Origin of the sequence: Peterkaempfera podocarpi, assembly GCF_042466665.1 — a bacterium.
Classification (GTDB): domain Bacteria; phylum Actinomycetota; class Actinomycetes; order Streptomycetales; family Streptomycetaceae; genus Peterkaempfera; species Peterkaempfera podocarpi.
On sequence record NZ_CP162102.1, the window covers coordinates 7,597,248 to 7,610,860 of the forward strand.

A 13,613-nucleotide genomic window follows, 5' to 3' on the forward strand; every position below is an offset into this window, starting at 1 on the left:
TGGTCACCGCAGGGGGCGGCGCCCGGCCCGTCGCCTCGGTCGGCCCGCGGGCCGGAATCGAGGACTCCGGCGAACCACCTCGCCCCGCGCGGCGTCCTGTGTAGGGGGCGGCGGACGCGACGGCTCCCCAGCATTACGGGCAGCGAAGCGGCGTATGCGCAGCAAAGGGCGGTTGTGCGAACTGTCGGATCAATCCGCAGTAACTCGCCACAATATGCGCACATGAGGGCCCGGCCAGAGCAGGTCAATCGGTGAATGTGTATCACAACTTGGCCATCGGATCATATGGCGTGAAATTCTCGGGTTTCTGGCGGGCCGTTTCCAGCTGTTCACAGAAGGTCGCAATTCTTTAACAACCCATGGCTTTTGCCGTGAACGCGCCATCCGGCACTCTGGCGCAATCGCGATCTCACCCCTCAGGGAGCGTCATATGCGTTTGCGCTCAAGGCTTCTCGGCATGGCCACCGCAGCACTGGCGGCGATCCCGCTCGCGCTGCTGGGTCCGGCCGTCGGATCCTCCCAGGCCGCAGTGGTCCACCAGGCCACCGCGCACTCCTGCGCCACCGTCAAGCCCGGGTTCGCCGCCTGCAAGGCCCTGGTCCGCACGGATGTCGTGGCCGTGCAGAAGGCCGCCTCGCCCAACGCCACCCCGTCCGGCTACGGCCCCGCCAGCCTCCAGTCGGCCTACAACCTGCCCTCCGCCACCGCCGGCGCGGGCCGCACCGTCGCCATCGTCGACGCCTACGACGACCCCACCGCCGAAGCCGACCTGGCGGTCTACCGCAGCCAGTTCGGCCTCCCCGCCTGCACGACCGCCAACGGCTGCTTCAAGAAGATCGACCAGACCGGCGGCACCACTTACCCGAAGAAGGACGGCGGGTGGGCCCAGGAGATCTCGCTCGACATCGACATGGTGTCGGCGATCTGCCCCAACTGCCACATCCTGCTGGTGGAGGCCAAGTCCAGCTCCTTCGCCAACCTGGGTGCCGCGGTGAACCGCGCGGCCGCGACAGCCGGAGTGGTGGCGATCAGCAACAGCTACGGCGGATCCGACGCCGCGGACTCCACCTACGGGTCGTACTACAACCACCCGGGTATAGCCGTCACCGCCAGCTCGGGTGACAGCGGCTACGGTGCGAGCTACCCGGCGTCCTCCCACTATGTGACCGCCGTGGGTGGTACCACGCTCAACACCGCATCCAACTCCCGCGGCTGGACCGAGACCGCCTGGAGCGGCGCGGGCAGCGGCTGCTCCTCCTACAACACCGCCCTCACCTCCGCGGCGTCCTTCAGCACCGGGTGCAGCAAGCGCGCCGAGGCCGATGTCTCCGCGGTTGCCAACCCGTCCACCGGCGTCGCCGTCTACGACAGCACCGCCTACCAGGGTCTGTCGGGCTGGCTGGTCTTCGGCGGCACCAGTGTCGCCTCCCCCGTCATCGCCTCGGTGTACGGCCTGGCCGGCAACACCGCCTCCATCGACAACAACTACCCGTACACCCACTCCTCCTCGCTGTGGGACGTCACCTCCGGCAGCAACGGCAGCTGCCCGACCTCGCAGTGGTGCAACGCCCGAGTCGGCTGGGACGGCCCCACCGGTCTGGGTACCCCGAACGGCATCGGCGCCTTCTGACGCAACCGGTGCCGCTTCTGATCACATGAGCGCCGGGCCGGAGACTCAGTCTCCGGCCCGGCGTCCTGGTCTGCCCGGTGATGGGACGTCAGACCGTCCGGTGACGCACTCCACCGGTGTGCCCTGGTTCGTCAGTCCCCAGCCTCCGGCCGAACCCTGCACGGTGCGTGGCCGGGGCGGGCTTTCCGGCGGGCACGCCTGCGCGGTCAGACCCTCGGTGGCGCGGCAACCGCCACCGGCGACCTCACTGGGTCTCGATGTGAGCGTTCATACCGACGCCCGAGCCGGGGACATAGCCATGGCAAACGACTGCCGACACGGTGGCGGCTGTCGCGCTCGCCTGCACCCACGGACCGTAGGTCGTCGCCTGGAAGTGCATGACCGGATAGCCGTCGTAGCAGTCCACGACGACCCGGAAGGTGAAGGCTCCCGCTCCCGCGGGACATGTCGCCGAACCTCCGCCGGACGCCTGCCCGGCGGAGGGTGTGACCGTGCAGGAACCCACGTCGGCGCTCGCTGGTCCCGCTTGAACCGTGGTGAAACCCACTGTGGCGGCGACTGCCGCCAGCAGGCTCGCCGACGCCCTCGCATATCGCTTCATCTGATTCTCCCTGTACCGGTTGACGCCGAGGCGGCCCGAGCCCGCGCCCACCCTCGTATCGAAGACGAGCGAACACAAGGCCGTGGGACCGTGCCCCGGGTGCGTCGCGTCAGCAGGTCCAGCCCTGGTGCACGGACCTCGGGAACGCCGGACTCCGCGTCCTGGGGCGGCAAACCGGTCCGGGAGCCGGGCCCAGGTGGAGGCCTGCGGCAGCGGTGCCGGGAGCCTGCGGATGCGGTCGGCCCCGGGGTGTCCGCACCCCCGGGGCCGACGTCGGCGGCTTGCGCCCCGGGCCGGCCAAGTGACGCCGCAGACACCTGGCTCGCACTCGGGGCGCAAGCCGCCACCACCCCCGGCTGAGAGCAGGTCGGCCGACACCACCCGATCGCGCCGAACCGCCCTCATCTCCCTGCCGTGGGGAGCTTTGCCGTTCCGCTACGGGACTGCCGGGCTGTCCGATCCGTCGTCTGCCCGCCTCCGTCCGGGACCGGTTCCGCAGTGCCGCAAGCAACCTGAAAGTTTCGGTGAGTTTGCGAACGGTCTCGCGGAACCGTAGGACGGTCCTGATGGTGCGTCAAGAGGCTGCGCACGAGCCCGGGAAGCGCCATAACGAGATCAGGCAACAAGTCCGAATTATTTCGAACTGAGCCCCAGGTGGCCTGGTCACGAGTTTCGCTGAACTTTCGGAAACGAGACTCATTGACTGACCTCTGACACCGCTGCATACTCTCCAGCGATCGGAAACCTCCCCGTAATGCAGGCGACTGGTTACGGATCCACCCGTCCCACCTCCGGGCGCGTTCTGGTGTGCGTGTCCGGTGACCGGAAGCTGAGGTTGCGGTGATCGTGGATGGCGTGTGTGTCCGTGCCTGGGGTGCTCGTGGTGCGGTCGGGCCGTTGTGGTGGACGTCGTATCGGCGGTCCTGAACTGCGGGTTGTGGTGCGGGTGCTGTCGTTGTCGGCGGTCCTGCGGTGGGGGTTGTTCCGGTGGGCCTGCTGCGATCAGGCCGTGGGTGTGTGGTTGCCGATCGCACGGCGGCCGGCCGCCCTTCTCTTCTTGCCCTTGCGGTGCGGTGGCGGGCTGAGTGTCCTGCGTGCCGTGCCGGTCCCTGCGACTGTGGCCCCCTCACCGCGGCCACCTTGAGCCCGTCGGTCGGCGTCATGCCCTCCGGCGTTCCCACCCGGCTTCACCAGGAGGAAGCGCGTTCATGAACACCCCCCTCACCCGCTCGAGGTTCCGCATGCGCGGGCGCCTCAGGTGGATTCTCGCGCTGGTCGCGGCTGTGCTGCTGATCCCGGCCACCGCCCACGCGGACACCACGGTCACCTCGAACCAGACCGGCAGCAACAACGGGTACTTCTACTCGTTCTGGAGCCAGAACAGTGGTCAGGCCTCGATGACCATGGGTGCCGGCGGCCAGTACAGCACCACGTTCAACAATGTCGCCAACTTCGTTGCGGGTAAGGGCTGGAGCACCGGCAACCGCAACCCGGTGACCTACTCGGGCACCTGGAGCACCTCCGGCAACGCCTACCTCTCGCTGTACGGGTGGACCACCAACCCGCTGGTGGAGTACTACATCGTCGACAACTACGGCTCCTACAAGCCCACCGGCACCTACAAGGGCACGGTGACCTCCGACGGCGGCACGTACGACATCTACGAGACCCAGCGGGTCAACCAGCCCTCGATCCAGGGCACGGCGACGTTCAACCAGTACTGGAGTGTGCGGCAGTCCAAGCGGACCGGCGGCACCATCACCGTCGGCAACCACTTCGACGCCTGGGCCAGCCACGGCATGAACCTGGGCTCGATGAACTACGAGATCCTGGCCACCGAGGGCTACCAGAGCAGCGGCAGCTCCAACATCACCGTCGGCTCCTCCAGCGGCGGCGGCACCACCGGCGGTACCACGGGTGGGACGACCGGGGGCACCACGGGCGGCACGACGGGCGGCGGCGGGAGTTGCACGGCGACGCTGTCGGCGGGCCAGTCCTGGAGTGACCGGTACAACCTGAATGTCGCGGTGACCGGTTCCAGCACCTGGACGGTGACGATGAAGGTTCCGTCGCCGGAGAAGGTGATGTCGACCTGGAACATCAACGCCAGCTACCCCGACGCGCAGACCCTGGTGGCCAAGCCCAACGGCAGCGGCAACAACTGGGGCGCCACCATCCAGACCAACGGCAGCACCACCTGGCCGACGGTCACCTGCAGCCCCAGCTGACCCACCCCGCACAACCAGCACACGTCCGGGGGGTCGGGCTTCCTCGACGGACCCCGACCCCCCGGGATGCTCGCCCGACCGATGCCGTCCACCGCGGTCGCCGCCAGTACAAGGAGGACCCACCCGGTATGCGAACCAAACCTCTTCTGTCGATACGCTCCCTTGTAGCGGGGCTGGCTGTCGCCGCGATGGCACTGGCCGGGACCCTGACGCTGAACGCGACTCCGTCGCAGGCCGCCACGTGCAACGGATACGTCGGGATCACCTTCGACGACGGCCCGTCCAACGACCACACCCCGGCTCTGCTGAACGCGCTCAAGCAGAACGGACTGCGGGCCACACTGTTCAACGAGGGCCAGTACGCCGCCGCGTATCCGGCGCAGGTCCAGGCCGAGGTGAATGCCGGCATGTGGGTCGGCAACCACAGCTACACCCACCCGCACCTGATCCAGGAGAGCCAGGCGCAGATCGACTCCGAGGTCTCCCGGACCCAGCAGGCCATCTCCAGCGCCGGCGGCGGCACGCCGAAGCTGTTCCGGCCGCCCTACGGTGAGACCAATGCGACGCTTCAGTCGGTCGAGGCCAAGTACGGCCTGACCCAGGTCATCTGGGATGTCGACTCGCAGGACTGGAACGGCGCCAGCACGGACGCGATCGTGCAGGCCAACGCCCGGCTCACCAACGGGCAGGTCATCCTGATGCACGAGTGGCCCGCCAACACCCTCGCGGCCATTCCGCGCATTGCGCAGGGGCTCGCCAGCCGGGGCCTGTGCGCCGGCATGATCTCCCCGCAGACCGGCCGCGCCGTCGCCCCCGACGGCGGTTCCAGCACCGGCGGCACGACCGCCGGCGGTACCACCGGCGGCACCACGGGCGGCGGCGGGAGTTGCACCGCGACGCTGTCCGCGGGCCAGTCCTGGAGTGACCGCTACAACCTGAACGTCGCGGTGACCGGCTCCAGCACCTGGACGGTGACGATGAAGGTCCCGTCCCCGGAGAAGGTCATGACGACCTGGAACATCACCGCCAGCTACCCCGACGCCCAGACTCTGGTCGCCAAGCCCAACGGCAGCGGCAACAACTGGGGCGTGACCATCCAGACCAACGGCAGCACCACCTGGCCCACCGTCAGCTGCAGCGCCGGCTGACCCCCGTCCCACCCGGGGCACGATCCGTGGCGCGGCGGCCACCCCCGCCGCGCCACGCTGCCTCCCCGACGTACGGCCGGACCGTGGCCGTACCCGGTGGGCCCGTGATGCCGTGGCAAGGCTCTGTCCAGGCCGGACAGGGCCTTGCCGCCATGTCAGGCCCCGGGTTGCGGGGCTTGCACCGGACCCGGGGCGGACACCCTCGTCGGCCGGCCTCCCCGGCGTTGTTCGGCGCATTGACCGTGCGACGGACCGGCTCGGCGTGACGCTGCACCGGCGGTCGGTACGGGGCGTGCCGCATACGGCGGATGCCCGGCGATACGGTGGCGGTGATCCGCGCCGCCCCTCACTGAGGAGGGGGCGGCCGGGCGGAGCCCTCAGTGGCGCTGCCCGCCACCTCCGAAGGAGCCCACCGTGCACCCGTCCATCGCCGACCTGTTCTCCCTCAAGGGCCGCAGGGCCCTGGTCACCGGGGGCAGTTCCGGCATCGGACTGGCGATCGCCTCGGCACTGTGCCGGGCCGGCGCCGAGGTCGTCCTGGCGGCGCGCCGTGCCGGGCCCCTGGCGGAGGCGGTGCGGGCACTGAGGGGCGAGGGCGGCACCGCCGACTGGATCGTCGCCGACCTCGGCGACCGCGCCGAGACCCACCGGCTGGCCGACACCCTGGTGCAGCGGCACGGCGCCCCGGACATCCTGGTGAACTCAGCGGGGGTGAACCTCCGGCCGCCGCTGGAGGAGCTGAGCGAGGCCGACTGGGACCGCACCATGCGTACCAACCTCGACGCGCCGTTCACGCTCGGCCAGCGGTTCGGCCCGGGGATGGCCGCCAACGGCTGGGGGCGGATCATCAACATCGCGTCCCAGCAGGCCGTTCGGGCGTTCGGCAACAGCGGTGCCTACGGAGTGTCCAAGGCGGCGTTGAGCGCACTCACCCGCTCGCAGGCGGAGGCCTGGTCGGCGCGGGGTGTCTGCGTCAACGCCATCGCCCCGGGATTCGTCCACACCCCGCTCAATGAGGCCGTCTTCCAGGACCCGGTCCGGGTGGAGGCGATGGCGCGTCGCACGATGACCGGACGCAACGGCGAGCTGGGCGACTTCACCGGCGTCGCCGTCTTCCTGGCGAGTGAGGCCTCGTCCTATGTGACGGGTCAGACCGTCTTTGTCGACGGGGGATTCTCCTCCACCTGACAGCCGGCGGCCGCGCACCCCGGTCCTCGAACCGGGCGGAGGTGTCCGGCGAGTGCGGTGCGTCCGCGGCCCCGGCCTCGCAGCGACACAGGATCGGGCGGGTGCCCATGGCACCCGCCCGATCCTGCGATGACAGTCCTGCCGCAGTCGATGCGGAGGCTGACGTGCGCCGCTTCCGCTCCCGCTGCCGACCGGCGGTGGCCCGACGACCGCGACCCGGCTCCGCCCGCACTGACGATCCCTGTCCGCGGCAGCCGGCGCATCGTCGGTCGGATGCTCCGGCCGGGCGGGCGGATGGCCCTCCGGGCGGCGGGTGTGATCCGGTCAGCGGCCGCGGCAGGTCCGGGTGCCTGGTCGGTCAGGCACTTGCGACGCTGTTGGAGTAGCCCTTCATGCTGTAAGTGCCGAAGCCGTTCTGCACGGGGTTGCCGCTGTTGTTGATGCAGTGCAGGATGCCTCCGCCGCCCGCGCCGTTGAGGCAGACGGTCATCAGGTCGGTGAAGACGACGCCCGGGGTGTCGGGGACCTCGTAGGCCCGGTCGGTGTAGATGTCGGCCTCGAGGTTGAAGAAGCAGTAGCTGCCCAGTCCCCAGGCCAGGTGGTCGGTGACGGAGTCGGCGACCTTGTAGGCGGCGTAGCCGTTGGTGCCGTCGTGGGTCCAGGCGGTCTGGGTGGGGACGTCGTAGGGGTGCTCGTTCTGGAAGAAGTAGGTGCGGCCGTGGTTGCCGTTCCAGAGCACCTCGTACTTCTGGTAGTGCTCGACGAAGAGGCCGTAGGCGGTGACCCGGTCGCCGTTGACGAGGAAGCCGGTGTCGGCGGGGTTGACCGACCAGCCGACACTGCCGTCGTTGCCGTGGTCCGCGCGCCAGGCCCAGATGTGGTCGACGATCACGTCGTTGCTGTCGATCTGGATGCTGACCGAGGCGCCGCCGGGGACGGCGCCGCCGATGCGGGCGAAGACGTCGAAGAGCGCGGTGGGCTGGGCGGAGTGGTTCTTCCGGCTGCGGCCGTCGCCGACGCGCAGCAGCACACGGGAGCCGGCGGAGGCGGCCTCGAGGAGCACACCGGCGATGGAGACGTCACCGATGTCGTCGACCTCTATGAGCGAGTTGCCATGGGTCGCCTGGAGGGTGGCCAGGCCCAGGCCGAGGACGACGGTGCCGGGGCGGGACACCTGCAGCGCGGAGGAGAGCTGGTAGATGCCGGGGGTGAGCAGCAGGTGCTGCCCCTGGGAGAGGGCCCGGTTGAGGGTGGCCGCGGAGTCGCCGGGGCGGGCCACGTGGAAGCGGGACAGCGGGATGCTGTGTCCGGCGGCCTGGCCGGAGGCCCAGGTGGTCCCGGTGGAGTTGCGGCGCAGCGCGGGCACGAAGACCTGGTACGAGCCGTGGCGGTCCACGGTGAGGAACGGCTTCTCCCGGACGGCGGGGGTGTGGTCGACCGTGGTCATGGGAGGGGTGGGGAAACTCTGGGCGGGAGCGCCCTGGACGCCGACGAAGACCATGTTCCAGTTGGAGCCGGTCCAGCTGCCGAAGGTGTCGTTGCGGGACAGCCACTGCTGCTGCGAACCCGACTCGACCTGTCCGTCCACCATGCTGTCGGCCAGGAACCCGCCGCTGGACCAGCGGTTGCCGGGCGGGCTGGGCCACAGGGTCATGTTCCCCTTGACGTGGGTGCGGCGCATCGGGGCCGCCTGGGAGACCGCCCAGCGCTCCAGGCCGTCCGGCGGGACGATGCACAGGTTCTCGGCGCTGCGCCAGAAGTTCTGGGTGCCGTTGCCGCCCAGCCACTGGGCGTCGACCGTGACATGTCCGTTGATCACGACGTCGTCGGGGCTGTCGCCGAGCCCGAGTACGTGGGTGTAGAAACCGACGTTGATGTCGACGTTGTAGGTGCCGGGCTTGAAGGCCAGGGCGTACCGCTCGGTGCCGAACTGGTTGGACTGCTGGACGTTGAACACAGCGTCAACCTGGGCCTGGATCGCCGCATCGCCCATGGAGGGGTCGAAGACCAGGACATTGGCGCCCAGGTCAGTGGTTCGGCAGGCAGGTGCCGCGGCGGAGGCCGCTCCGGTGGACAGGGCGCCGGCCAGTGGCAGTGTGGCGGCGACCGCCGCACCTCGGAGCACGGTGCGGCGGCTGGGGGTGACGGACATGACTCTCCCTGGCGTGGTGGGGTGGAGAGGGGTGGCGCTGGTCATCGGATACAAGAGAGCGCTCTCGGGGGGGAAGTGAAGCATTGGGGCCGAGTGGCGTCAATAGCCTGTAGACAATGGTGCTTCCGCAGCTGATGTGTGTTCAATTGATGAAGAGCTACCGAGCCGTCGCCGGCGGTGCCTCCGGCCGTGGACGCCGGATCGCAGCGGCTCGATCCGGCTCGGGGCGGGTGGTCCTCGGTGGGTCGCCGTGATGCCCCTGGAGCGTGGCGGTCCTCCCCGATCTCCCTCCATGTGCCGCATCCATGGCGATGCGATGGCATTGACGGCCGGCGGCCGGGCCGTCGGCGGGTGCTTCGACCGCGCAGTGTCGACAAGTTGATGGAATCTCGCGGTCGCAACCCAGCGCTGACGCACCGTCATGCGCGATCACCGTCCCCGGCTGCTACGGGAGCGCTCACGAAAAATGGTTGCGTCTGCAGCGATAGCTTCGGTAGAAACTTACAAACCTTTGTGCCCCGTTCGGATCCGCCGGAACGAGAGAGCTGACCTGCATGCGCTCACCGTCCGCACCATCACGCGTCGCCCGAGAACGCCTCCATCTGTTGAAGCTCCTACGGCACGCCTCGCGATCGGCTGTCGCCACCAGCATCCTCGTCCAACTGGCAGTCGGGGCAGCGCCGCTGGCGTTCATGGTGTTCAGCAGCGCGGCTGTGGGGCACGTGGGCGCGGCCGCGGCCGGCGGGACCGGGTCGGCGGCATGGGGGCAACTCCAGACGGCCATGGGGCTGGCGGCGGGTGCCCTGGTGGTGGGGCAGGTGCTGGCGCCGGTGCAGCGGATGCTGGCGTGGGTGATCCAGTACCGGGTCGACGCCGACATCTACCGGCGGCTCATGGCCACCAACTACTCCGCGCCGGGGATCGCCGTCATGGAGCGCCCTGAGGTCCGATCGGCGCTGGACGAGGCGGTCGCCGGGATGCGGCGGTTCGCGACCCCCGGCGCGGCCGCGGCGGCGTCGCTGACGCTGCTGGCCCGGTACACCGGCTTCGTGGGGGCGCTGGCCCTCATCGGGGTCCGATTCAGCTGGCTCGGGGCGGCGGCCGCCGGGATCGGCGGCCTGGTGCTGCGGGTCACCCACCGGCGCGGGGCGAACGCCTACTCCACGGCGATCGTCGACACCATTGCGCAGCGGCGGCGGCACTTCTTCCTGTCCGACCAGTGCCTGAGCCCCGCGATCGGGAAGGAGTCACGGGTCTTCGGGCTGGCCGGGTGGCTGGCCGACCGCGGTGAGGAGGAAGGGCTCGGCTACTTCCGGATGCTGTGGGGCATCCGCTCCGGTGCCTTCATCCGGCCCTTTGTGCTGGCTGCGACGGTGACGACCGTGGGTGGGGCACTGGCGTTGGCGGGACTGGCGTGGCCGGCCGTCGGCGGGGGGCTGTCCGTGGGCTCGACCATGCTGGTCGCGCAGGCGGTGATCGGCGCGCTCGGTATAGGCGCGAGTTTCGACGAGTCGGACTACATCATCTCGTACGGCCTCACCTGCCTGCGCCACATCGAGCAGGTGGAGGCGGCGACGGCCGCCGCGCAGCCCGTGCCGGCAGCCGACGGCCTCCCTGCGGTCCCGGCCCCGCCGGTGGCCGAGTCGATCCGCTTCGAGGACGTCGTCTTCGCCTACCCGGGCGCGGACCGGCCGGTACTGTCCGGTTTCACGCTGGATCTGAGAGCCGGAACGTCACTGGCGGTGGTCGGCGTCAACGGCGCCGGAAAGACCACGCTGATCAAGCTGCTGTGCCGGTTCTACGAGCCGCAGTCCGGCCGGATCAGCGTGGACGGCGCCGATGTCAGGGATTTCGACGCCGCCCAGTGGCAGCGCCGGGTCGCCGCTGTCTTCCAGGACTTCGGCCGCTACCCGCTCTCGGCCGCCGACAACATCGGCTTCGGTGCGGCCGAGCTGGTCGCGGACCGGGCAGCGGTCGCCCGCGCCGCGGAGCGCGTCGCTGCCGCCGGTTTCCTCGAAGGCCTGGACCGGGGACTGGACACCACGCTCAGCCGCAAGTACCAGGGCGGCACCGATCTGTCGGGCGGACAGTGGCAGCGGGTGGCGCTCGCCCGGGCGATGCTCGCGGTGGACGGCGGCGCCTCGGTCCTGATCATGGACGAGCCGACCGCCAGCATGGATGTGCGCGCCGAGGCGGAGTTCATCGACAACTTCCTGGATCTGACGCGTGGGACGACCACTGTCGTGGTGTCGCACCGGTTCGCCACCGTCCGCCGGGCCGACCGGATCGTGGTGCTCGACGGCGGCCGCATCGCCGAGGACGGCACCCATGCCGAACTCATGGAGCTCGACGGGCAGTACGCGCGCATGTTTGCACTGCAGTCCGCCCGGTTCGCCGTGGCAGCCGGTGCGGGAACGGAGAACGGGTCATGACCGCTGCCATCGAGCCGGGAGCGGAGGGTCGGCTCCAAGGCCTCCGCGACGCCCTCGCCACCTGCTGGACGCTGCTGCGGGAGGATCCGGCCCGCGGTGTCGGCGGTGCCCTGATGATCTTCTCGGGCGCGATCTCCGGTCCACTCCTCGGCCTGGCGCTGGCCGCGCTGGTGGGGGCCGGCGCGGAGGGCCGCTTCGGTGCCGCGGCCCTCGCGGGATGCTGGGTCGCCGTGCTGGCCGTCATCCAGCTGACCATGGGCCACTTCACCACGATGGTGTTCGGCGTGCTGGGGGAGCGGGCCATCCTGGCCACCACAGCGCGACTGGTGCGGGCCACGCAGGACGGTACGACGCTCGACCGTCAGGAGGACCCCGAGTTCGCCGACGAGATGTCACTGCTCAGGCAGGACGTCTTCGCGCTGCACTATGTGGTGCAAGGTCTGCTGGAGACGCTGGCGGTCGTCGTCCAGATGCTGGTGACCGTCGTTCTGCTGGGGCGGCTGCAGCCGCTGCTCATGTTCCTTCCCCTTGCGGCGCTCGCCCCCTACTTCGCCGGCCGCCACGCCACCGAGCTGGTCGAGCGCACCCGCAAGGAGGTCGAGCCGGAGCAGCGCAAGGCCCATGACCTGCTGACGCTCACTCAGCAGCCCGGCCCGATGATGGAGATCCGCCTTGCCGGGCTCAGCCTGGAACTGGCCCGCCGCCAGGGGGAACTGATCAACGGCGTCGCTGCTCGGACCCGCCGCGCAGAGGCCGTGGCGGCACTGGTCCGCACCGCGGGACAGGTGGTGTTCGGGGCGGCCTACGGTCTGGCCCTGCTGCTCGTGGTCCGCGACGCGGTCGCCGGACACTCCGGAGCAGCCGATGTGGTCCTCGCCATCGTGCTGGCACGGCAGGTCGCTGTCGGAGTCACCCAGATCCTCAGCCTCACCCTCGACATGCAGCGCGCCGGGAAGATCGGTGCACGGATGCGCCGGGTGCTGGGCGCTGCCCGCGAGGACGCGGCCATGACCGGCGGCACGGGCGCCGCGCCGCAGGCGCTGCGCGACGGCATACGGCTGGAGGGTGTCTCCTTCCGCTATCCCGGTACCACCAGGGACGTGGTGAGCGGCCTGGACCTGGCGCTGCCCGCCGGCTCGGTGGTCGCGCTCGTGGGTGAGAACGGCGCGGGCAAGAGCACCCTGGTGAAGCTGCTGTGCGGGCTGTACCGGCCGAGCGCGGGACGCGTCCTCATTGACGGGAGAGACCTGGCGGAGCTGGATGCACAGGCCTGGCGGGACGTCACGTCCGCTGCCTTCCAGGACTTCGTCCGCTTCGAGTTCCCGGTGCAGCAGGTCGTGGGCATCGGCGATCTGCCCAGTGCCGAGGACGCGGCCGCAGCCCGCAGGGCGCTCCGCGACGCCGGAGCCGAGGGCGTACTGACGGAGCTGCCGGACGGTCTGGAGACCCGGATCGGCACCAGCTTCCCCGACGGCCGGGACCTGTCGGGCGGCCAGTGGCAGAAGCTGGCCCTGGGCCGGGCGATGATGCGCCGCAGCACGGTGCTCATGGTGCTCGACGAGCCGACGGCAGCCCTCGACGCACAGTCGGAGCACCTGTTGTTCGAACGCCATCTGGAGAGCGCGCGCCGGGCGGCCGAGGCGCGCGGCGCGATAGCCCTGTTTGTCTCGCACCGGTTCTCCACGGTCAGCATGGCCGACCGGATCGTGGTGCTCGACGACGGTTCCGTCACCGAGCAGGGGACCCACGCGGAGCTGATGTCGGCGGGCGGACGGTATGCGTCGCTCTTCGACCTCCAGGCACGGGGGTACCGCTCGTAGCCCCCGCTGAGCGGGACCATCCCGCGTTGTGCCCGGCGAAGGCCTGGTCCGTCCAGGTCTGATCCGGCGCGGGGGGAGGGGACGGTCTGCGCGCAGGGCCCTGTGCGGCTGCCGGTCGGTGCGGCTCGGTGGCCGGCCGTGCTGCCTTGACCGCCCGGCCCGCGCACGGACGACGCGCTCGCCCCGCCTCGCCCCGCCTGCGCCCGAGGAGCGCCCGGACCAGGATGCTGCCGGACGAGGATGCTGCCGGACCGCGCCCCCGTCAGTGGGCCGGTGCGGCGGCAGCCTCGGTCGTCGGCCGGCCGGGCGGGGTGCTCCCGGGGTCGGGGCCTGCCTGCGGCCACGAGTGCGGAGCAGGCGGGAGCGTGGCCAGGATGTCGTCGTGGCGGCAGGCCGGGCCCGGTCCCGGATGTC

The 13,613-nt window shown here is 70.4% G+C and carries 8 protein-coding genes; 6 read left to right on the top strand and 2 right to left on the bottom strand.

Annotated elements, in window-relative coordinates; translation table 11 throughout:
• The first annotated feature begins 457 nt into the window (after positions 1-457).
• On the top strand, positions 458-1,630 hold the full coding sequence (locus tag AB0761_RS33255; protein WP_377272960.1) for a peptidase S8: 1,173 nt from the start codon (positions 458-460) through the stop codon (positions 1,628-1,630).
• Positions 1,631-1,874: 244 nt separating this feature from the next.
• Here the strand turns inward: AB0761_RS33255 and AB0761_RS33260 are convergent, their stop codons facing one another.
• Positions 1,875-2,231, bottom strand: coding sequence for a hypothetical protein (locus tag AB0761_RS33260; RefSeq protein ID WP_377272961.1), 357 nt, complete (start codon positions 2,229-2,231; stop codon positions 1,875-1,877).
• Positions 2,232-3,439: 1,208 nt separating this feature from the next.
• On the opposite strand from AB0761_RS33260, the gene AB0761_RS33265 reads away from it, so the two are divergent.
• From AB0761_RS33265 to AB0761_RS33275, 3 genes are all read left to right on the top strand, one after another.
• A complete protein-coding gene (locus tag AB0761_RS33265; protein WP_377272962.1) occupies positions 3,440-4,459 on the top strand; it encodes a glycoside hydrolase family 11 protein in 1,020 nt (339 codons plus the stop codon).
• Between the two features lie 128 nt (positions 4,460-4,587).
• On the top strand, positions 4,588-5,607 hold the full coding sequence (locus AB0761_RS33270; protein WP_377272963.1) for a polysaccharide deacetylase family protein: 1,020 nt from the start codon (positions 4,588-4,590) through the stop codon (positions 5,605-5,607).
• 414 nt (positions 5,608-6,021) lie between these two features.
• Positions 6,022-6,795, top strand: coding sequence for an SDR family NAD(P)-dependent oxidoreductase (locus tag AB0761_RS33275; RefSeq protein WP_377272964.1), 774 nt, complete (start codon positions 6,022-6,024; stop codon positions 6,793-6,795).
• A gap of 358 nt (positions 6,796-7,153) precedes the next feature.
• Here the strand turns inward: AB0761_RS33275 and AB0761_RS33280 are convergent, their stop codons facing one another.
• On the bottom strand, positions 7,154-8,947 hold the full coding sequence (locus AB0761_RS33280) for an adenylyl cyclase (protein WP_377272965.1): 1,794 nt from the start codon (positions 8,945-8,947) through the stop codon (positions 7,154-7,156).
• A 692-nt stretch (positions 8,948-9,639) separates the two neighbouring features.
• On the opposite strand from AB0761_RS33280, the gene AB0761_RS33285 reads away from it, so the two are divergent.
• A complete protein-coding gene (locus AB0761_RS33285) occupies positions 9,640-11,379 on the top strand; it encodes an ABC transporter ATP-binding protein (protein WP_377272966.1) in 1,740 nt (579 codons plus the stop codon).
• Complete coding sequence (locus AB0761_RS33290; RefSeq protein WP_377272967.1) at positions 11,376-13,199, top strand: ABC transporter ATP-binding protein; 1,824 nt, start codon at positions 11,376-11,378, stop codon at positions 13,197-13,199. Before AB0761_RS33285 ends, AB0761_RS33290 begins: the two co-directional genes overlap by 4 nt.
• Positions 13,200-13,613 lie beyond the last annotated feature (414 nt).